The following is a 20,716-nucleotide window of genomic DNA, read 5'->3' on the forward strand; positions in this document are numbered from 1 at the left end:
AGCTCTGGCCTCGTCGCGTTTCAATCTGGAGAACTGCGCGTTCTTCTGCGCTGAGGTGAACGTAGCTCTTTGACATGCATACACCCTACTTGCTGAGAGGGTGTTGCGCTTGGAAGTTGAGTCTAAGCTGTCCAAGCGCTACGGGATCAATCAGAAGACGGTGGCGAAGTGGAAGAAGCGTAGCTCGGTTGCCGATTTGCCAACCGGGCCGACGCAGCCGTGTTCCACCGTGTTGTCCGTTACGGATGAGGCGGCGATCGTCGCTTTCCGCAAGCACACGTTGCTGCCGCTGGACGACTGTCTCTACGCACTACAGCCGAGCATGCCGCGTCTGACGCGCTCATCGCTGCACCGCTGCCTGCAACGCCATGGCATCTCGCGGCTCCCCGAGATTAAAGGCGAAAAAGCCGCCAAGAAGCGTTTCAAGAGTTATCCGATTGGCTACTTCATATCGACATCGCACAGGTGCAGACGGCCGAGGGCAAGCGCTCTCTGTTCGTGGCCATCGACAGGACGTCCAAGTTTGCGTTCACCGAACTCCATGCCTCGGCCAACAAGATGGTTGCAGCGCAGTTCCTGCGCAATGTGATCCAGGCAGTGCCCTACACCCTGCATACGGTTCTGACGGATGACGGCATCCAGTTCACCCACCGCAGCACCGACCAATATGCCTTCCCCCATATTTTCAGTCCAGTCTGCGAGGAGCACGGCATCGAACACCGCTTGACCAAGGTCAAGCATCCCTGGACCAACGGGCAGGTCGAGCGGATGAATCGGACGATCAAGGAAGCCACTGTCAAACGCTTCCATTACGACGATCACGCACAACTGCAACAGCATCTGACCAACTTCATCGACGCCTTGATATGATACGCCCAGGGTTTCCTAGACATCTCAAGGCCATGGAAAATGGTCGATTCGGAGGTGTCTATGAGCAGCAAGCGGTATACGGATGAGTTCAAGATCGAGGCGGTCCGGCAAGTGACTGATCGTGGGTTCAAGGTGGCAGAAGTCGCCGAGCGGCTGGGTGTCACGACGCACAGCCTGTACGCCTGGCTGCGCACGTTCGGCAAGTCTGGCGTGGTGCAGCGCGCCGAGGTGGACCAGAGCGCCGAGGTTCGGCGGCTGAAGGCAGAGTTGCGTCGAGTGACCGAGGAGCGCGACATCCTAAAAAAGGCCGCCGCGTACTTTGCCAAGGGGTAAAGGCAAAGTACGCCTTCATGCAAGCCCACCGCGGGGAATTCAGGGTGTGTGCGATGTGCCGGGTGTTGCGGGTCAACCGGGCGGGTTATTACGCCTGGTTACGCTCGCCCGACAGTGAGCGCGCCAAGGAAGATGAGCGCTTGCTTGGACTAATCAAGCACCACTGGCTGGCCAGCGGCAGTGTCTATGGGCATCGCAAGATCACCACGGATCTGCGCGATCTGGGTGAGCGTTGTAGTCGCCATCGGGTGCATCGGCTGATGCGCACCGAGGGACTGCGTGCCCAGGTGGGCTATGGTCGCAAACCGCGCTTCCATGGAGGAATGCAGTGCAAGGCGGCTGCCAACCTGCTTGACCGACAGTTCGACGTGACGGAGCCGGACACGGCCTGGGCGAGCGATTTCACCTTCATCCGCACGCATGAAGGCTGGATGTATTTGGCTGTTGTGATCGATCTGTTTTCCAGGCAGGTCGTCGGCTGGGCGATGCGCGATCGGGCCGACACCGAGTTGGTCGTGCAGGCCTTGTTGTCTGCGGTGTGGCGGCGCAAACCCAACGCTGGTTGCTTGGTTCACTCGGACCAAGGGTCTGTCTACACCAGCGATGACTGGCGCAGTTTCCTGGCGTCCCATGGCTTGGTGTGCCGCATGAGTCGGCGTGGCAACTGCCACGACAACGCACCCGTGGAGAGCTTCTTCGGCCTGCTCAAACGCGAGCGGATCAGGCGGCGGATCTATCCCACCAAGGACGCCGCACGCGCCGAGGTATTCGACTACATCGAGATGTTCTACAACCCCAACCGCCGCCACGGTTCAACTGGCGACCTGTCCCCTGTAGAGTTTGAACGGCGCTACGCGCAACGAGGGTCCTGAGTGTCTACGGAACCCTGGGCGTATCATACGCCATTTTCCTTTAACTGTTCTACATCCCACTTGGTGGATTCGTTGACCGCCCGGACACAAACATCGTACAGCCCATCGTTTATTCCAAGAAGCGGGACTATTATTCCCTGGCGCACCACCTCATCACCTTTTTCTGTATTGGTGAAGTCGGCCCAGAGATTACGCCCTACCTCAAGCCCCCCATAATGATCAGACAAACGGCTTAGATCAAAAAGGACCAACCCATTAAAATCAACAGATAATTTAAAACAATTCATTGAGCACACTTAGAGCGGCTAACAAAACCCCTTGAATATTGTCTCGCTGTCGGCAAAATTATGGACATGACACGTCGCAAAGAGATCCCCATTGCGCTGTGGAAGCGCATTGAGCCGCTGATTCCCCAAGTGAAGCGTTCGCCCAAAGGTGGACGGCCGCGTATCAGTGATCAGCAAGCCCTCAACGGCATCGTCTATGTCTTGCGCACGGGCATGCCATGGGAAGACCTGCCTGTGGAACTGGGCTATGGCAGCGGCATGACCTGCTGGCGCCGGTTGCGTGATTGGCAAGCCGCCGGTGTGTGGCATCGTCTGCATCAGGTGTTGCTGACCGAGCTGCGTCGCGCCCAGACGCTGGATCTGAGCCGAGCCAGTCTGGATGCCGCCAGTGTGGCCTCCCCCCGGGGGGCGCCTACACCGGGCCAAACCCGACCGATCGCGGCAAACTCGGCAGCAAACGGCATCTGATCGTGGACCGCAACGGCGTGCCCTTGGCAGTGTGCGTCACCGGCGCCAATCGGCACGACTCGGTCGTGTTCGAGGAGTTAATCGATGCCTTGCCGCCAATTGGCGGCAAACCAGGGCGCCCGCGACGTTGGCCAGACAAATTGCACGCCGACAAGGCTTACGACATCGAGCGCTGTCGCGCCTTCCTCAAGCAGCGCGGCATCATTGCGCGGATCGCACGCAAGGGAATCGAGCGCAACGACCGGTTGGGCCGTCATCGCTGGGTCGTCGAGCGCACGCATGCCTGGTTCGCAGGCATGGGCAAACTGCGCATCCGCTTTGAACGCCGCATCGATCTCCACTTGGCGCTGCTCTCGCTTGCATGCTCCATCGTCTGCTTACGGCTTCTTCCTGGGTTTTGTTAGTCGCTCTTAGCCTCCATTTCTAGCCTTATTAAACCATTCTTTGAGCCTTTCAAATGCCTGAGATGGTGTGACATCATGCGCCAAAATAATGAAGACGGCCAGCACAGGGTGCGAATCATCGGCAAAACTCCCAGGAATCAGATTCTGATATGACGATTGTGAGGATTGGATGCCGTGCTGTACCGCCGCAACCCAGTGTTCATGCGAGTCGGCGGTGTTTTGCAGGGGCGAATTTTTACTTGCCTCTCGCTTCTTTCGGGCGCGTAAACAGCTACGTCAGATTGTTGGATACACCAGTTTCTCGTTGTTCTCCGCGTGATCGTCGGACCAGTGAAGTTTGATGACTTGTTTGCTATTGGTCTCCATATGCACCGCGGCAATGAGTTCAACGAACTGGTGTGGGTCCATTCGCTCTAAGGGGAACTTGGCTTCGATATCACAATCGATGAGGCAATCGTTTCCTTCCGGGAACTCAATGGACACATTGCGAGCAACAGACTTGCCTTTGTTGAATATTTTTAGCCGATATTGATTGCTACCAAGCTTGATGAAGTTTGCGCCCAAGTCGGCTCTTTTGGTATTACTTGCCTCGCCGGCCTCTTTTTCGAGAAGAAGTTTATTCAATCGCTCCTGACTCTCTATCAGGCCTTTCTGTTTCTCGTTAAATTGGTAGGTCTTCCAAGTGGCGTAGGCGGACAGAAGGAAAGCAGCCACTGCGATGACATCGCCCGTGCTAAAAGAGGCCATCATTTAATCCTGAAGTACTTGCTTCCGCCGAACGCTTTTCGGAGCGAATCGTTCAGCTGCTTCTGGATATCTTTGGCGACCTCCTGTTTAATCTCTTTGACGTGCTCGTCGATATTTTCAGAGTTGGCTCGGTTGAGCTCGTCTTTTGGAATCTCAAGGCCACAGCTGGCACATGTGAAGAGAGCAGTTGCGGAGGCATCGGAGTCGTCACTAGAAAACTGCGTCCCTCCGCAAGTTGGACAGAAGAGAGTGATCGAGCGGTCGTATTTTCCGGCTTCAATTGGCATAGCCCACCTCAGATGATGTTGGTTTCAGGACAACACTTAAGCTTCCTTTAAAATCCCCCGCATTATCAATCATCATAAGCGTCGCCATAAGACTGGAATCCGTCCGCCAACCAATAATAGCGCTGCCCGGCACACTCAACAGATTTACGGAGAAACTCCGAGAAACTTCGAGCTATCACGGGACAGGAACCGGCAACGCCATGGCGATCCCAGAAGCTGTCGTAACACCACCCCAGCCTTTCAGCTCCGGTGTCCAACGACACATATTCATCGGAACGCCCTGTAGCGATTATAACCCAAGAGTCAGTTATATCCCCCAAATTAATTTCTCCAACTATAACCTCATTGGATAGATGCAGTTCATTAGGTGCAGACACAGCCAGTGGGTATTCAGCATGAGTGAAAAGTTCCACACCACCGCATACTTCATAAAAAGATTTAAGGTCGGCTGGAAGATGACTTGAGATCTCAGCCTCGCGCGCGACAGGACGCACGATGCAGTCGCGCCTGGAGCTGATTAACTCGATTAGATCGGAAATTTCGCTCATTTCCTGCAGCCCCTCTTCAAATACTTGTTAAATTCTCGATAGTAATTTTTTCGAGCGGCTTTCGGAACACCGGCTTCGTTGAACATCTTTTCACTTATCCTATAGATCTCAGGCTTAGAAATAGTGCTCCAGTCGACCTTACCCCCGACACGCCTGCCAGTTCTACCTTCCAACCAGTCACGATACGCTTTCTTTGTTGCGTCGTGATCGGCTTTTGTAAGAGCTATAGTTGGGTTATGAGATGCCCTTGATATATAACCAGGAACATTGTTCGCTGCCCAGACATCCAATATCCCATGATGCATCTCCAATCCAGGCTGCTTTACTCCGTATCCAACTATGTCATACGCAGCAACCGGGCTTAACCCAAAAGGGTCAATGTACGATATAGGGTTAACACCATACGCATACAAAGATGTTCCGCCATCCAAACGGATAGGATCGAGACAAACGTACGACCCAAGCACACCATCATAATACCTATATCTATTGTAAATTAATCCAGTTTCGACATCATGGTACTGCCCCTGAAAGCTTATAGAGCTTTCAAATCCACCAGTACTTTTAAATCCAGCCCAACATGATGACTTCCAGTCACGACGCCACACTAATTCTCCGGCGCTCGAAATTAAGCGCTGCGGGTACCCATTAGGATCGACCTGATAATGAAAGACAGTCCTCAATCGTTCGTTAACTACAATCCCTGCAAGTCTTTGTTTGTCTACCGCCATGGAGGCGTCATGCTTTTCCACCCCATATACTGAGGCATCCTGAGGCGAAACAGCTTCCGCCGCATCATTTCCAAGGTCCGTCTCAACATTGTCCTTCAGCAAACTCGCTTCCGGATTTTCACTTCTCCGTCCACCTGCTCCGCCAGAACTTTCACCCTTTTCTGAAGGCACCCCGCCCGCACCACCGAGAATCGTTCCGCCCAGCGAGCCTAATACATTGCCGCCTGAGCCCTCGCGTGGCCCGTCAAGGGCCTCGCTCGTTTCAGATGGCCTTAGGTTTAGAAAAGGCGACCGAGTGGCACCAATAGTCCCCTCTAGATTCTTTAGACTTCCCGAGCCATCCGATAGCGCCCGCGAAACATCAATCGGCATTTCGCGAAGATACCCACGTGAGACGGGAGCTTCCGCGTCGACCAAAGCTAACGGTACAAACGTACCCGGGTAATACACGTATTCCCGCGTGCGCTCGTGCAGCTTCGCGAGCTTCTCCTTGCGACGTTTGGCCTCGATCAAGTCAGCCACATTCCCCACCCACACCGGCGCCGCCTCCGGTTCGTCGTGGGCCTGCTTCACTTCGCCCAGCAGCGCGTCGCCGTCCCAGTAGAACCAGGTGGTGTGGGTCGGGTTGCGCTTGAACACGCGCCGGCCCAGCGGGTCGTAGCCGTAGTGGGTGGTTTGGCCCGCCTTGCGGCTTTCGGCCAGGCGGTGGTTGGCGTCCCAGATCAGTTCCAGGTCGTCCGGTTCCGGGCCGGTCGGGCTGCCCTTGCGGATCAGGTCGCCGGCGCGGTCGAACACGTAGTGCACGCCGTCGTAGCTGCCCTCGCGGGTCCACTGCACCTGTTGGTCGTCGTCGCCGCCGGCCACCTTGCGCAGTTGCACCTGCTGCACGCGCGTGGCCAGCCGGTCGCCGGCCGGGTCGTTGAAGAAGCGCTCGATGCGGCCCTTCGGGTCGGTGTGCTGCAGCAGCCGGCCCAGCACGTCGTAGCGGTATTCGTCCACGCCCTGTGCGCTGTCGCGGCGGTGGGTCAGGTTGCCGGCACGGTCGTAGTCGTAGGTGGTCTCGAACAACGGCGCGGCATCGCGCAACACGGTCTGCGCGGTCAGCAGGCTGCGGCCGTCGTACTGGAACTGGCGCTGGACCTGCGCGCTGAGCTGTTCGCGGGTGGTGCGGCCCAGCGCGTCGCGCTCGATGGCGATGGGCGCGTCGTCGTTGATCGCCACTTCGACCACCTGGTCGCGCAGGTCGTAGCCGAACGCGATCCGGTTGCCGGCGGAGGTCTCGCGCAGCACGCGGTTGCCCACTTCGTCATAGCCGTAGCCGACGCGGAAGCCGTCCTGCACTTCCTCCAGCAACTGTCCCAGCGCGTCGAACCTGCGCGTGGCGGTGCGATGCCGGTTGCGCAGCTCCACCAGCTGCCCGCGCGCGTCGTAGGCGAACTGCTCCTGCACCTGCTGGCCCGGCGTGCGTATGTCCGGCAAGGTCTTCTTGACGATGCGCCCGAGCGGGTCGGTGGCGAAGGCAATGCGCTGGCCCAGCGGGTCGATCGTCGCGGTCAGCCGCCCGCAGGCGTCGTACTGGTAGTGCCGCGACTGACCCCAGTAGTCGGTCTCCTCGACGATGCGGCCCAGCGGATCGCGGCGCAGCCGGTACACCTCGCCGCGCTGGTTGATCACCGCCACCAGCTGCTCTTCGCTGTCGTAGCGGTATTCCACCGTGTGCCCGTCCGGCTGCACGCGCTTGCCGATCTGGCCGATGCCCACGTAGTACAGCCGCGTCTGCGCGCCGGCTTCGTCCACGTAGCGCACCAGCTGGTCCTCGGCGTCGTAATCGCACTGCACCTGCCCGCCGTCGGCCGAGCGCACGCGCAGCAGCCGGCCCTTGGCGTCGTAGTCGTAGTGCGTGGCCTGGCCCAGCGGATCGACCTGCCTGTGCAGCCGCCCGAGCGCGTCGTGCTCGTAGCGGCTCTCGTGGCCCAATGCGTCGCGCAGCCAGGCCAACAGGCCGTAGCGGTCGTAGCCCAGCTGGGTCTGCGCGCCGCGCGGGTTGCGTTGCGCGACCAGCAGGCCATGCGCGTCGTAGTCGTAATGCGTGGCGGCGCCCAGCGGATCGGTCTGCGTCTGCAGCAGCCCGCGCGCGTCGTGCGCCTGATGCCAGGCGTGGCCGCCCGGGTCGGTGACCGACAGCAGCCGGTCGTCCTCGTCGTAGACCTGGTGCAGCGTGCTGCCGTCGGGGCGGCGCAGGCGCAACAGGTTGCCGCGCGCGTCGTAGTCGAACGCGGTGCGCAGGCCCTCGGCGTCGGTGACCGCCACGGTGCGGCCAACCGCGTCGTACTCGAACACGGTGACCCCGTCCAGCGCGTCGATCTCGCACAGCGGCAGGCGGTTCTCGTCGAACTTGACCAGCGACACGTGGCCGAGCGAATCGGTCACCTGGGTCTCGCGCAGCAGGTCGTCGTAGGCGAAGCGATAGTCGTACAGGCCACCGTCGCCCCAGGCGTGCACCACCCGCCACTGCGCGTCGTAGGCGTAGTGGAACGACAGGCCCACGCGGTCGGTATGCCGGACCATGCGGTGCTGGCGGTACTCGAACGTGCGCGGCACGCCCAGCGCGTCCTCGGCGGCGACCAGATCGCTTTCCACATAGCGATAGGCCACCAGCGGATGGGTCAGGCCGGTGGCCGGATCGTGCAGTTGCAGGCGGTCGATGCGGCCGTGCCGCGACTGCACCTCGATGAAGCGGCCCTGCAAGCCGTCCACGCCCCGTTCGACGATGCGCACCAGGTGGCCACCGCCGCGCTCGAAGCGCCAATGGTTGCCGCAGGCGTCCTCGACCTGCGCGATCGGCAAGGTTTGCGCGCGTGGCAGCACCCCGACGCCGGCCGCCGGCGCATAGGCGAAGCGGTAGCGCAGGTCGGACTTGGTCCGCACCAGCAGGTCGGTGCCCTCGCGCAGCAGCCGCGCGCCGTCGACGAACTCGACGACCGGGACGCCGTCGGCGTCCGGCAGCTGCGGGAACACGGCCACGCTGTGGCCGTCGTGGAACAGCACCACGCCGTCGGCGTCGATCTCCAGGCGGATGTCGGCCGGCGTCTGCCAGCCGTGGCCGCAGGCGCCGGCCTCCTCGCCGCGCCCGGAACCGTAGCCGCGCGACCATGCCAGCGGCAGCCGCCCGGGGATCGCGAAGTCCTCGTGCTGCACCGACACGCTGCCGTCGCGGATGTCCACCGGCTCGGCGCGCAGCACCTTGCACTTGAGGAAGCCGGGTTGCATGTTGCCGAACACCTTCCTGCGCAGCCCACGGAACGCATCGGCCGCGCGCGCGCCCAGCTTGGAGCGGCGCAGCGCGCCCAGCGCGGCGAAGCCGGCATGCAACCCCAGCGTCATCCACGACACGGTCAGTGGCCCGCCGACTTGCACGTTGGTCGGGATGGCGACATTGATGCCGGTCGGCAGCCACAGCGAACGCAGCGGCTTCTTGGGCTTCTTGAACCGGAACGGCGGGATCAGCCCGGCGAGATTGCAATCCAGCACCGGCACCGCCAGCCGCGAGAACGGGGCGCCATCGGCGGTGACCGTCTTGCTGCCCATGAAGATCTCTTCGCCATCGAACTGCGGCCCCATCGGCAGGCTCAGCTGCGGCGCCCACGCGCCCAGCGGAATATGGATGTCCAGCCCGCCGGTGCCGGCGGTGGCGCGTTTGACCCCGTTGACGGTGACCGTGGCGCCGAGGAACGGCAGGTAGTCGAACGGGTCCAGCACGATGCCGATATGCGGCGTAGGCAGCGGAAACGGCGGCACCTGATACATGTGGATGTCGATGCCCAACTGCGGATCGAAATGCTTGGCGGCGGTGCTCATCGCTACGCTCCTTCGTCGCTACAGCGCACGGGCCAGCGTGCGCAGGAACGCGCGCACATCGTCGCGATGCTCCACGCCCAGCCACGCCGCCGCGACCATGCCGATCACCACGAACACGGCCAGCACGGCCAGTTTACGCGAACTCATGCGGTGGCCTCGGTCAGTCCGGAACGTCCCGGCGCCTGCGTATCGCGCGTGGTGGTGGCGGAACCGGTCAGGGCGGACGGATCGGGCAGCGGCTGCGTCGCCGGCGGCTCGGTCCAGGCGGGGATCTCGTTGTCCAGCGGATGGCGGATGTCCGGCAGCCCGTTCCAGGTCGGATGCAGGAAGTCGCGCCCCACCGCCACCACCTTGCGGAAGAACGCGTCGCCGCCCTGGATCAGGCGTTCGCGCGCCTGCGCGACGCGATGGAAGGCCTGTTCGAAACCGGCATGCAGCGCGGCCTCGATGCGATCCAGTTGCGCGCTGTCCGGGCGCGGCCCGAGCTGCGCGGCCTGCGCCTCGGCCTGCGCGTGCAGCGCGGCCACGGCCTGCAGATACGACGCGGCGCACTGCTCAAGCTTCTGCGCGCGTGGCTTGTCCTGCAGCAGCAGCAGATCCTGCAGCGTTTGCGGCAAGGTGGTGGTGCGGCGGTCCGCGGGCGGCAACGGCTTGGCCGCACGGATCGCCTCCAGCCCATGCGCGCGCGCGGCCTCGCGTTGGCCGTCCTGGGCCAGGCAGAACGCGGCCATGCGATAGCCTTCGATCACGAACATCGGGTTGGGGATCTCGGCGGCGGCCTTGGCCGCGGCGACGTAGGTCTCGGCGGCACGGCCGGGCTGGCCGGCGACGAACCAGGTGCTGGCCTCGCCGTACCAGCTCTGCATCACCAGGTCGCGCGCGGCCGGGTGCTGCACGGCCAGGGCTTGCAGGCCGCACTCGCGCGCCTGCCGGTAGCTGGCGATGGCCTGCGGATACTGCTTTTCCTTCAGCCAGCCGCCGGCCAGCATCATGTTCAGCACCACCTGCTGGTCGGGCCAACCATGCCGCTGGGCCAGCGCCAATGGCCGCTCGACACGCTGCGCCAGCTGCGTCGCACTGCCGCGCTCGAGCACCGTCATCAGGTCGCTGAGCATCTGCCGGTAGGCCACCGCAGGCCCCGCGCCGCCCGACTGCGCCGCGGTTTCGCGCGCGATGTCGAACATGTCCAGCGGCGGCTCGATGCGCCGCGCGATCGCCGCGTGCCGCTCCAGCAGCGGCTGCCAGCGCGGATCCTCGTGGGTGTCGACCAGCACCAGGCGCAGCGCAGGCGACGGCGCCGCCGCCAGCGCCGCGTCCATCCAGCGCGCGAATGCATCGCCGGAGGTGGTCCGCTCCGGTTCCAGCACCACCGCCAGATAGCGCAGATGCACTTGGTGGTAGGCAGCAAAGGAATCCAGGACCTCGACCACGCCCAGCGCGCTGTCCGGGTGCGAGGGTCCCGGGCCGGGCCAGCCCAGTTCCACGCCCTGCTCGCGCAGCGCGCTCTGGCTGCCGAGGTAGCTGGCGTGCAGTGCCTGCTTCAGCGCGCGGCTGTAGCCGAAGCCGGTGTCGAACGGCGCATCCAGGCGCAGGAAGTAATCCGGCGCGTTCCAGTCGCCGGGATGTTTCTGCGCCTCGAAGAAGGCGGCCAACAGGCGCGCGGCGTTGGCCGGCACACGCCACACCAACAGGCGCAGCGCCGGGTCCTCGCTGGCATGCATCCACGCATCGCCAAGCAGCTCGATACGTTGTTCGACCGGATTCTTGCTCACGCTTCGGGTGCCCTCCCAGGTTTCAGCAGTTCAGCTTGATTTCCGAGCCGTTGACCGACACCCCGGAGCCGTCGATGACGATCACCGAACCGCCGGCGGAGATGGTGATCTTCTCGCCGAGGATCTCGATCGCCGCGCCGCCCACCGTCGCGGTGAGGTTGCTGCCCGAGGCCAGGGTCATGTTGCCGTTGGCCATCAACGTGTGGGTGCCGGTGATGCCCTGCTCCATGTCGCCTTGGACGCTGACCGTGCGCGCGCCGACGTTGGTGTCCTCCACTGCGCCCTGCACACTGCGTTTGTCCAGGCCGGTGATGCTGACCTCGCGCCCGGCGCTCAGCTGCTCGGTGACCTTGCCGATCACCTGGCGCAGCGAGGTCTGGGTGACGGTCTCCTTCCACGCGCCGGTGCGCTGGCTGGTGTAGTTGCCGGTCAGGGTGGTGACGAAATTGCCAGTGATGGTTTCGGTGTAGCCGGCCGCGGCGATGGTCTTGGTCTCGCCGGCCTGGTAGGTCTCGGTGACCGCGCCGGTGACGCTGGTGCTGCGCGTGCCAGTGACGCCCAGCGTGTCGTTGCCGGTCACGGTGATGCCGCGGTTGGCGCCGACGCTGATGCTCTGGTTGGACCCCACGTCGATGCGGTGGTCGACTGCCACGCTGGTGCTCTTGTTGTTCTTCACCGTCGCGTTCTGGTCGTTGAGCACGGTGGTGACCATGTCGCGCTGCGCGCGCATGTTCAGCAGCTCGCCGCCGGCGGTATCGTGCATGGTCATTTCGTTGTAGCCGCCGCCTTTGACCGTCTTGGACTTCAGGCCGCTGACCTCCATGCCGAACGGCGGCATGTTGTCTTCGTTGAACACGCGGCCGGTGATGATCGGCCGGTCCGGATCGCCATCGAGGAAATCCACCACCACCTCCTGGCCCACACGCGGCGGCGACACGCCGCCCATATCGGCGCCGGCCCACGGACTGGCGCTACGGATCCAGCACGAGCTGTTCTCGCGAAACTGGCCCTTGCGGTCCCAGTGGAACTGCACCTTCACTCGCCCGTAGCGGTCGGCGTACAACTCCTCACCCGGCGGGCCGACCACGGTGGCGGTCTGCGGGCCGGGCATGCGCTGCTGCGGCGTGTCGCGCAGCGGCCGGTACGGGATCTTGCGCCGCAGCGCGGTGGCGCTGCAGAGATAAGTCGGCGCCTCGGCCTGGCTGTAGTCGCTGGAGAAGTTGTTGCGGCCTTCGCGATGCAGCTGCACGACGAAGAACTGTCGGTCGTCCTCGCTGCGGCCAATGAAATCTGGATGCCGTTCAAGGGTGAAACACCCTCCGGCCTGCAGCTCGGTACTATTGCCGGCGCCTTCGAACAACTTGGTGGGCCACACCGCTTCCTCGCTACGGATCGCCGCCAACGCATCGCCGACGCGGCTGTCGGCGAAACGCGCCGCGCCGTCGTAGTGGTAGCGCTCCAGTTCCGGGAGCGCGCCGACCGGGATCGACCGCGCCTTGCTGGCCGACAGCGCAGTACGCGGCTGCTTGAAATCGAAGCTACTCACCGCATGCGCGGTGGGACCGACCCGGCGCCGCGCCGACCAGCTGTGCAAGCCGGGCGTCCGCAGCACGCCCTGGTCGGACACGAACGCCACAGGCGCCGGCTCGCCCAGTGCCGTGGAGGCGGTGGAATCGTCGGCCAGCAGCATCGTGTGCGCGCCATCGGCGTGCACGAACGTGTAGTAGATGCCGGCGTCCTCCAACAGGCGGGAGACGAAGGTGAAATCCGATTCGTTGTACTGCACGCAATACGACAGCTTGGGGAAGTTGCCGGCATTCAACTCGTACTTGTAGTCGGCCAGCTGGGGGTATTCGCCGAATACCTGCTCGACAATCTCCAGCACGCTCAGATCCTGGAAGATGCGGCAATTGCTGGTGTACTGCAAAAACGCGAACCACGGGGCGACCTCGGCGCGGTACGCGGCCAATTCGCCTTCGGCACCGATCAGCGCGAACTCCTTGACGTAACCGTGCACGACACGGTCGTCGAACTCGTCGCCCAGGCTGAGCTGGATCGGCTGGCCGACCAGTTGCTTCAGTTCCAGGCGCCGCTGCGCGGACAGCAGGTCGACGGCGAACGCATAGGGCGCCGATACCGTCTCCGTGCCTTCGAAGCGTTTGACGATGAAGGTGCCCGGATCCAGCGCGGTGGTGACCCGGATCAGGCGCCGATCCTGGTTCAGACGTAGCGCGGCAACTCCACTGGATATCACTTCGGCGTGCACGGCACCTCTCCTGATCCGTTCCATCGCGAACGTAGCCGATACGGCACCGCTCGCCAATCTCCATAACTCTCGCTTCACTGACTTGCAGGCTCGTCGATCGCCGCAACATGCAGGCAACGAGCCCCTCGCTGCGAAATGCGTGCGACGGCGGGCGGCGCGACCAACACCCGGACTTTGCCTGATCGCGCATGCAGGCGCCAGCATTTTTGCCGGAAGAACGCCCGCCGAGCCTCAAAAATGAAAGCATTAAGATTTGTGCAAGCTCTTTAACGACGTGTCTACGCATCCGTGCAGCGGATGCGCTAAGAGCTTGTTCAAAGTCTGCTCGAATTATCCGATCATATGGAGATGAGAGCACGCTATTCCAGTGACATCAGCCGTGAGCAGTTCGAGCAGATCCGCGTCTTGCTTGAAGGTGCCCGCAAGAAGACCGCGCCACGCAAAGTCGATTTGTATGAGGTTTTTTGTGCAGTTCTGTATCTGCTCAAGAGTGGTTGCCAGTGGCGGATTGGTTGCGGAGAGTTTGCTGATGCTGAGTTCGGCGCAGTCAAACAGAGGTTGGTTCGGCAGGTCGCGAGGAATTATCAAGTGATCGGAAGCTGTTGGGACTTTCCCGGTGGCTAAGAATGCGTTGCATCGTCCCAGTGAGATTAGCAAGCCAATGACAGTGAAAAACTTTCAACCAAGGTTTCATTGGCTCTCCTGATAAGCGCTTAACGCGTCACACTTCGGCGATGCGACCAGAATGGCGCGATACCACTTTAAGTGGGCCAACTGGGCGTGTCGATAACACACCTTTTACCCGCTGCCCCTTGTTGCCCAACCGAATTGAAAACAGGTTGCGGGCCTGAATCTCGTAAGCAATCCACCGCCGCGATTTGCCCGCGAGCTTGGCATAGTCGGCAACGACCAGGTTGTCTGGCCCTTCAAAAATGTCCAGTACCTCCAATCGCTCTCGCTGGACTTCAGAGAGCTTCGGTAGAGCGTATTCAGACATTTGTACTGCAGAGAGCGCTGCAGGTCGCCAGAGCTAGAGCACCCTGATCCTATACGACCGGGGCGGCCCCGCTCCGGTCAACAGGCCGCAGCGTTGGCAATCAAATGCCTTCAAACACCGCCCCTCCATCCACCATCCGGCGAACGCTCTGCCGCACGCTCTCGGGGATAGCCTGCGGTGAGACGGTCTCGGAGGCATCTGGATGATGCTGGTCGCCCATGATGGTCCGAACGATCGCGACCACGTTGGTCGGCGTGACTACATCAATCGCTGCGCGATCACCAAGATCCGTGTGCGGTCGGGTCAGCATTCGGCACAGGTCCCACGAGTCCGCTCCTTGGCACTGATTCATGAGGACCTGGGTCAGCTTGTGCTTGAGTGGCACCAGTTGCCAATCGGGAACACGCTGCCCTCGATTACCCAGGCTAATGGACAGCAGCTTGCCTGCCTTCAGTTCGCGGTTGATCTGGTCCTTGGACTTACCGGCCAGCTTGCCGAACAGCGCCACCGGCAGGCAGCTAGGCGACTCGTACATGGCCAGCGTTTCCTCGCGCTCGCGCTGGATTGCGGACGCTTCCGGTTCCGGCGTTCGAGTGGGGGGCGGAGGCACCTGCGACAGCCGCTGGAAGGTAGTTCCCTCAGTACTTGGCACCACAACGATCGGCGTGGGCGACACGGCGGCTTTAGCAGAAACATCGGCGATGGCCGCCGGCCCTTCCGCCATCGCTGGCACCCCTTCGATATGGATGGTTAGATGTGCACCGGCAGCTTCCACTTGGCCCTGTTCGAGCAGGTCAAGACGGTCGGCCCAATCCTGCATCATCCGGCGGCGCGGCTCGACATACTTGGCGTGGTTGTAGGCCGAACTCACCTTGTTCGGATCGGAGTGCGAAAGCTGCGCGTCCACCCAAATCTTGGGATAGCCGATCTCGTTGAGCGCCGTAGAAATCGTTCCCCGAATGCCATGGCCGGTCAGTTGGGCGTCGTAGCCCATTCGTTTCAAGGCAGCGTTGAGGGTGTTCTCACTGATGCGCTTCTTGAGTTCGCTGCGGTGCGCCAGCAGATGCTTCTGGGCAGGCCGCATTACGCCCAGGAGGTAGCGCACTATCTCGACCGCCTGGACAGACAGAGGCACGATGTAAGGCGGTATGTCATGCGGGCGCCTGCCGGCCTTGCGCATCTCGTCCTGAAGCTGTTTGACGATCTGCGGCGGAATAATCCACAGACCGCGGTCGAGGTCGAACTGTTCCGGCGTAGCCAGTCGCAGTTCGCCGGTGCGCACCCCGGTCAGGAACAGCAGTCGAATGCCGAGCTGCGTTTGCCAGCCACGCGGGTTGTAGAGCCTGAGCTTCTGGAGGAAGTCGGGCAGTTCGGGCAGACGCAGGTAGGGGTTGTGGCTCACCGGCGGCTTGGGCTCGGCCACCACGTCGAGGTCTGTGGCCGGATTCGCCTCCATGCCCTCGACAATGACCAGGGCGTAGCGGAACAACTGGCTCAGCCAAGTGCGGACCTTCTCGGCAGTGGTGAAAGCCTTGCGCCGCTCGATCCGCGCCAGGACGCCCAGGAGTTGAGGTCGGCGAATGTCGTAGATCGACATCCTCTCAAGGCTGGGCAGCACATCCTTTCCGAAGATTCTCTGGATCTGCGAGAGCGTGCTGTTTCTGCCTTCCTTGAGTTCCTTCGCGCGATGCTCGACCCAGGCATCGAAGACGGCCTTGAACGTGTAGTCCGAGGCTAGCTTGATAGCGCGTCGCTTCTGTTTGCGGTCAGTATGGGGATTGATGCCCTTCGCCACGAGCGCTCGGGCTTCATCACGCAAGGTGCGTGCTTCGCGCAGTCCGACCTCGGGGTAGTTGCCCAAAGAGATGCGCTTTTGCTTGCCGAGCCAGTAGTAGCGCAGATGCCACGATTTGCCGCCGGTGGGGGCGACTACAAGGCCGAGGCCGTCAGTGTCAGGGATGCTGTAGGTTTTCTCGGCGGCCTTGGCTTGCCGCACGGTCAGATCAGAGAGTGCCATCATTAAACTCCTAAGTCATGAGACTTAGGCTCAATGCTGCTGGTCATCCCGATCCAACCCCAGCAACAACCCGGAACCGGCACCACCCACATTCTTTGGCCTCAATTTTGGCCTCAAAAACGCTGGCTGTTGGTGGATGTCCGTGGCGTTTGCCGGAATGAAAAAAGGAGCCGAAGCTCCTCTTTTCAACGACCTACAGATGCAAGTGGAAGTCTGTAGATCAATATTTGGAGCGGGAAACGAGACTCGAACTCGCGACCTCAACCTTGGCAAGGTTGCACTCTACCAACTGAGCTATTCCCGCTTGGGAGGCGAAATTCTACAGTGAACGGGATAGCTGTCAACTGTTGCTTTCGATTTTTTTCGGCTTGTTGCTGATCGCTGCTTTCTCGTCGGCGCGCAGGCTTGGCCACGCGGCCTGCAGATACTGAAACCCTGACCACAGCGTCAGCAAGGCCGCAATGGCCAGCGTCCAGTAGCCCGCACGAAAAATCAGGTTGCCCAGCCAGATTTCATGCGTAGGCATCTGCCCTGGGGTGACCGAATACAACAGGCACAGCAACGCCACCATTTGTGCGGTGGTTTTGATCTTGCCGATGGCCGCCACGCGCACCTTGGCGCGCTGGCCGATCTCGGCCATCCATTCGCGGAGTGCAGAGACGGCAATCTCGCGTCCGACGATGACTGCCGCCCAGAACGCCATCCACGGCGTGGGATGGCCCTGCACAATCAGGAACAGCGCCACCGCGACCATCAACTTGTCGGCGACCGGGTCCAGAAATGCGCCGAATGCGGAATATTGGTGATAACGCCGCGCGACCCAGCCATCCAGCCAGTCGGTGATGGCGGCCAGCGCAAACACGCCGGCGGACGCGAAGTTCGTCCACGTGTAGGGCAGGTAGAACACCACGACCAACACCGGGATCATCACGATCCTCAGCAGTGTCAGCCACGTGGGGATGGTCAACTTCATTGCGGACTTGCCTCGCCTGCCGCATCGGGAAGCGCCAGCCCGTGCAGGTTAGCGTAGATTCGCGCGGCAAGTGCGGCATTGACCCCCTCCACCCGTGCAATCTCGGCCTCGCCAGCGGCCTTGAGCCCGACCAGTCCTCCGAAATGCTTGAGCAGGCTCGCGCGGCGCCGAGGGCCGATGCCGGGGATATCCTCGAGCTTGCTGGTCATGCGCGCCTTCTGGCGGCGCCCGCGGTGGCCGGTGATCGCAAAGCGGTGCGCTTCGTCACGCACTTGCTGGATGAATTGCAGCGCAGGCGACGCCGCGCCCGGCCGTAGCTCGCGCCCGTCGGCCATGATCAACGCTTCGTGCCCTGCCCGGCGCTCTTCGCCCTTGGCCACGCCGACCAGCAACACGTTCTCGACCCCGAGATCGGCCAACGCGGCCTGGGCCTGCGCCAGCTGGCCGGCGCCACCGTCGATCAGCAGCACGTCGGGGATCACGCCGTTCTCTTCCACGGCGCGACGGAAGCGGCGCTCGATCGCCTGCCGCATGGCTGCGTAGTCGTCGCCCGGCGTGATGCCGGAAATATTGAAGCGCCGGTACTGGCCACGCACCGGGCCGCTGGCGTCGAATACCACGCACGAGGCGACGGTCGCTTCGCCCATGGTGTGACTGATGTCGAAACACTCCACGCGCTTGACCGGCTCGGCAAGTCCAAGCAGCTCGCGCAAGGCTTCGCTGCGTGCATGCTGCGCGCTCTGGCTGGTGAGCTCGGTGACAAGGGTCAGCTGCGCATTACGCGTGGCCAGCAACAGATAGCCGGCACGCTCGCCGCGCACGTTCCACTTCAGCGCCACCTTGTGCTCGGCGGCCGTACTGAGCGCGGCTTCGATCAGCTCGGCTTCCGGAATCTCGCGGTCGAGCAGGATTTCGCGCGGGGGAGAGTGCTCGGCGTAGTACTGCGATACGAACGCGCCAAGAATTTCGTCGGCACTATCTTCCCCGTTGGTCTTGGGAAAGAACGAGCGCGTGCCGAGATTGCGGCCATCGCGAAAACTCAGCAACAGGACGCACGCCTGGCTGGATTGCGTGGCGCAGGCCAGCACGTCCAGATCCGCTGCACGGCCGTCGACGTATTGACGGTTCTGCATGCTGCGCAGCGACGAGAGCAAATCGCGCAAACGCGCGGCGCGCTCGAATTCCAGCGCCTCGCTGGCCTGCTGCATCGAGTGCATGATCTCTTCGCCGAGCTGATCGCTCTTGCCTTCGAGAAACATGGTGGCGCGGCGTACCGATTCGGCGTAATCCGGAGCCGCCACCAAATCCACGCACGGACCACTGCAACGCCCGATCTGATATTGCAGGCATGGCCGCGAACGGTTGCGGAACACGCTGTCCTCGCAACTGCGCAGCTTGAAGAGCTTATGCATCAGGCTCAGCGTTTCGCGTACGCCCGTGACGCCCGTGTAAGGGCCGAAATAACGCCCTTGCACCGCACGCGGGCCCCGATGCAAGGCAATACGGGGCCATTGTTCGCGCGTCAGCAACACGTATGGGTAGCTTTTGTCGTCGCGCAACGACACGTTGTAGCGCGGCGACAACGATTTGATCAGCTGGTTTTCCAGCAGTAGCGCTTCGGCTTCGCTGCGGGTGACGGTGACGTCCATGCGCGCGACCTGCGACAGCATCGAGGTCAACCGGGCGTTCTTCGGCGTCCCGTTGAAATAGCTTCCCACGCGCTTGCGCAGCGCGCCCGCCTTGCCGACGTACAACAAGGTGTCGTCGCCCGCATACATGCGATAGACGCCAGGCGCGGTGCTCAGTTGCGCAGCAAACGCTTTTCCATCGAAATCGTTTTGGGGTCTGACGCTCATTCGTCTATCGAAACATCACTCAATGCGCCGCTTGCAAGGTCGTACCGCAAGATGGCATGTGCATCGGTTTCAGCGATCCAGACCGCACCGGCGGCGACCGCCAGACCGGCAGGGCCATGCAGACGACGCGGCAGCGCGACCGTGGTCAATTCGCCGCCGCCCAGGCGTAGGCAGCGCAGGCGGCCATTACCGGTGTCGGCGATCCACAGCAGCGGCGAATCGGCCGCCAATGCAATGGCCTGTGGGAACTGCAGACGCGCCGTGCTGCGTGAGCCGTCCTGATCTCCAAATTGCCAGGTGCCCTGCCCGCCCACCAAGGTCTGCACCAGATCGCCGCGCAGTTGCATGGTGCGGATCGACGAGCCCAGTCCGTCGCAGACATAGGCCACTTGCTGCACCGACGCCAAGCCGGCCGGCTGTGCGAAAGCAGCGAGATGGCCGCTGCCGTCGCGAATTTCAAGGGCACCGGTGCCTGCGCGCGCGGTCAGCGCGGCGCGGCCCAGGTGATAACTCCAGATCCGGTTATCGCCGGCCATGGCGATCAACACCTGGTTGTCGGCGATGGCCAGACCTTGCGGGTAGTTCAGCGCAGAGCCACCGGGCGACGCCAGCGGGCCTTCGACCGGCTCGCCGGAACGACCGGTGCCGCACAAGGTATCAACCTGCCCGCTGCGCAGGTTGATACGACGCAGCGCATGGTTGCCGGTATCGGCGACATACAGTTGATCACGTTCCAACGCCAAACCTTGCGGACGCCGAAATGCCGCCTCGCCGACACCGCCGTCGATGAGATCAGCATTGCCATGCCCGAACTGGCGCAGCACGCGCCCGCTGTGCGTGCACTCGAGCACGCGGTGGTGGCCGGTATCGGCGACATACAACCGGTCTTCGGTCGCCGCCAAACCAGTAGGAAAGCGCAACGCCAGATGCGGCTCGGGCTCGCGCTCGGCCACGCCGTGCAGGTCGGCGTCAGACGGCGGCGGCTGGCCTTCGCACAGGGCAGTCAGGGCCTTGTCCAGATCGCCGGTGACGCCCACCAGGCGCTGCCGCTCGCGGCCGTAGGCATCCAGCAGCACCAGCGTGGGCCAGGATTCGATACCGAAGCGACGCCAGGTTTCCCAGTCCTTGTCGAGCAGGATCGGCGCACTCACGCCGTGTCCGCGCAGTTGTTTAAGCGAGCGTTGCGGCAGGCGTTCACTGTCGAAACGCGGCACCTGCACCACGATCACCTGGAGCCGGCCAGGGCTGCGCGCCTGCCAGTGGGCAAGCTCGGCCAGGCGTTCTGCGCACCACACCGAGCTGGCGTTGACGAACGCCAGCACCAGCGCGCGCCCGCGATGCTCCTGCAAGGTGGAGGGCCTGGCATTGAGCCAGGTGGGAAATTCCGGCAGTTCCTGGGTGAGCTGGGCGTTCATGCGGTGATTATGCCC

15 protein-coding genes, 1 tRNA gene and 2 pseudogenes are annotated in these 20,716 nt (G+C 62.3%); 4 read left to right on the forward strand and 14 right to left on the reverse strand.

Translation table 11 applies throughout. From position 1 onward, the window contains the following. Positions 1–100: 100 nt before the first annotated feature. Together F7R02_RS05685 and F7R02_RS05690 are read left to right on the forward strand one after the other, a co-directional pair. Positions 101–861 (forward strand): annotated as a pseudogene (locus tag F7R02_RS05685) (IS481 family transposase); the annotation flags it as partial. 69 nt (positions 862–930) lie between these two features. Continuing rightward, positions 931–2,075, forward strand: a protein-coding gene (locus tag F7R02_RS05690; RefSeq protein WP_151210069.1) for an IS3 family transposase whose coding sequence is annotated in 2 segments (ribosomal slippage) — positions 931–1,168 and positions 1,168–2,075 — 1,146 coding nt in all. Because the reading frame shifts where the segments join, the coding sequence is not laid out codon by codon here. A gap of 23 nt (positions 2,076–2,098) precedes the next feature. Here F7R02_RS05690 and F7R02_RS05695 read toward each other — a convergent pair. Continuing rightward, positions 2,099–2,362 carry a hypothetical protein gene (locus F7R02_RS05695; RefSeq protein WP_139371067.1) on the reverse strand — a complete coding sequence of 88 codons (264 nt, stop codon included), beginning with the start codon at positions 2,360–2,362 and terminating at the stop codon, positions 2,099–2,101. A 66-nt stretch (positions 2,363–2,428) separates the two neighbouring features. Between F7R02_RS05695 and F7R02_RS05700 the strand changes: the two genes are divergently transcribed. After that, a protein-coding gene (locus F7R02_RS05700) for an IS5 family transposase (protein WP_139371068.1) occupies positions 2,429–3,234 on the forward strand; the annotation gives its coding sequence in 2 pieces (ribosomal slippage) (positions 2,429–2,759 and positions 2,759–3,234; 807 coding nt in all). A gap of 276 nt (positions 3,235–3,510) precedes the next feature. Here the strand turns inward: F7R02_RS05700 and F7R02_RS05705 are convergent. The 7 genes from F7R02_RS05705 to F7R02_RS05730 form a co-directional block, all read right to left on the reverse strand. Next, the gene (locus F7R02_RS05705; protein WP_139371069.1) at positions 3,511–3,981 is read right to left on the reverse strand and encodes a hypothetical protein; all 471 of its coding nucleotides are present in this window, start codon (positions 3,979–3,981) and stop codon (positions 3,511–3,513) included. After that, entirely contained in the window at positions 3,981–4,268 is a 288-nt protein-coding gene (locus tag F7R02_RS05710; protein ID WP_078590894.1) for an ECs_2282 family putative zinc-binding protein, read from the reverse strand. The genes F7R02_RS05705 and F7R02_RS05710 overlap by 1 nt, the downstream gene beginning before the upstream one ends. A 65-nt stretch (positions 4,269–4,333) precedes the next feature. After that, positions 4,334–4,816 carry an SMI1/KNR4 family protein gene (locus tag F7R02_RS05715; protein ID WP_078590896.1) on the reverse strand — a complete coding sequence of 161 codons (483 nt, stop codon included), beginning with the start codon at positions 4,814–4,816 and terminating at the stop codon, positions 4,334–4,336. Then, positions 4,813–9,405, reverse strand: coding sequence for an RHS repeat-associated core domain-containing protein (locus F7R02_RS05720; protein ID WP_078590898.1), 4,593 nt, complete (start codon positions 9,403–9,405; stop codon positions 4,813–4,815). The genes F7R02_RS05715 and F7R02_RS05720 overlap by 4 nt, the downstream gene beginning before the upstream one ends. A gap of 18 nt (positions 9,406–9,423) precedes the next feature. Continuing rightward, positions 9,424–9,552, reverse strand: coding sequence for a hypothetical protein (locus tag F7R02_RS27210; protein ID WP_268874991.1), 129 nt, complete (start codon positions 9,550–9,552; stop codon positions 9,424–9,426). Further along, positions 9,549–11,177 carry a hypothetical protein gene (locus F7R02_RS05725; protein WP_078590901.1) on the reverse strand — a complete coding sequence of 543 codons (1,629 nt, stop codon included), beginning with the start codon at positions 11,175–11,177 and terminating at the stop codon, positions 9,549–9,551. The genes F7R02_RS27210 and F7R02_RS05725 overlap by 4 nt, the downstream gene beginning before the upstream one ends. Positions 11,178–11,199: 22 nt before the next feature. Further along, positions 11,200–13,443 (reverse strand): type VI secretion system Vgr family protein, encoded by a 2,244-nt coding sequence (locus F7R02_RS05730; protein WP_078590903.1) that lies wholly within the window; start codon positions 13,441–13,443, stop codon positions 11,200–11,202. A 348-nt stretch (positions 13,444–13,791) separates the two neighbouring features. On the opposite strand from F7R02_RS05730, the pseudogene F7R02_RS05735 reads away from it, so the two are divergent. Next, a pseudogene (locus tag F7R02_RS05735) lies at positions 13,792–13,950 on the forward strand (transposase); the annotation flags it as partial. A 214-nt stretch (positions 13,951–14,164) separates the two neighbouring features. Here the strand turns inward: F7R02_RS05735 and F7R02_RS05745 are convergent. The 6 genes from F7R02_RS05745 to F7R02_RS05770 form a co-directional block, all read right to left on the reverse strand. Next, positions 14,165–14,440 (reverse strand): hypothetical protein, encoded by a 276-nt coding sequence (locus F7R02_RS05745; RefSeq protein ID WP_425478561.1) that lies wholly within the window; start codon positions 14,438–14,440, stop codon positions 14,165–14,167. Between the two features lie 100 nt (positions 14,441–14,540). After that, positions 14,541–16,460 carry a tyrosine-type recombinase/integrase gene (locus F7R02_RS05750; protein WP_078590905.1) on the reverse strand — a complete coding sequence of 640 codons (1,920 nt, stop codon included), beginning with the start codon at positions 16,458–16,460 and terminating at the stop codon, positions 14,541–14,543. Positions 16,461–16,685: 225 nt separating this feature from the next. Further along, positions 16,686–16,761: transfer RNA gene (locus tag F7R02_RS05755), tRNA-Gly, on the reverse strand. 36 nt (positions 16,762–16,797) lie between these two features. Continuing rightward, positions 16,798–17,430 (reverse strand): CDP-diacylglycerol--glycerol-3-phosphate 3-phosphatidyltransferase, encoded by a 633-nt coding sequence (pgsA, locus tag F7R02_RS05760; RefSeq protein WP_005916703.1) that lies wholly within the window; start codon positions 17,428–17,430, stop codon positions 16,798–16,800. Continuing rightward, positions 17,427–19,286 carry an excinuclease ABC subunit UvrC gene (gene uvrC, locus F7R02_RS05765; RefSeq protein WP_005923353.1) on the reverse strand — a complete coding sequence of 620 codons (1,860 nt, stop codon included), beginning with the start codon at positions 19,284–19,286 and terminating at the stop codon, positions 17,427–17,429. The genes pgsA and uvrC overlap by 4 nt, the downstream gene beginning before the upstream one ends. Continuing rightward, positions 19,283–20,701, reverse strand: a complete 1,419-nt coding sequence (locus tag F7R02_RS05770) for a hypothetical protein (protein WP_167520976.1) — start codon at positions 20,699–20,701, stop codon at positions 19,283–19,285. The genes uvrC and F7R02_RS05770 overlap by 4 nt, the downstream gene beginning before the upstream one ends. Positions 20,702–20,716: the final 15 nt, after the last annotated feature.

Origin of the sequence: Xanthomonas cissicola (genome assembly GCF_008801575.1) — a bacterium.
Classification (GTDB): domain Bacteria; phylum Pseudomonadota; class Gammaproteobacteria; order Xanthomonadales; family Xanthomonadaceae; genus Xanthomonas; species Xanthomonas cissicola.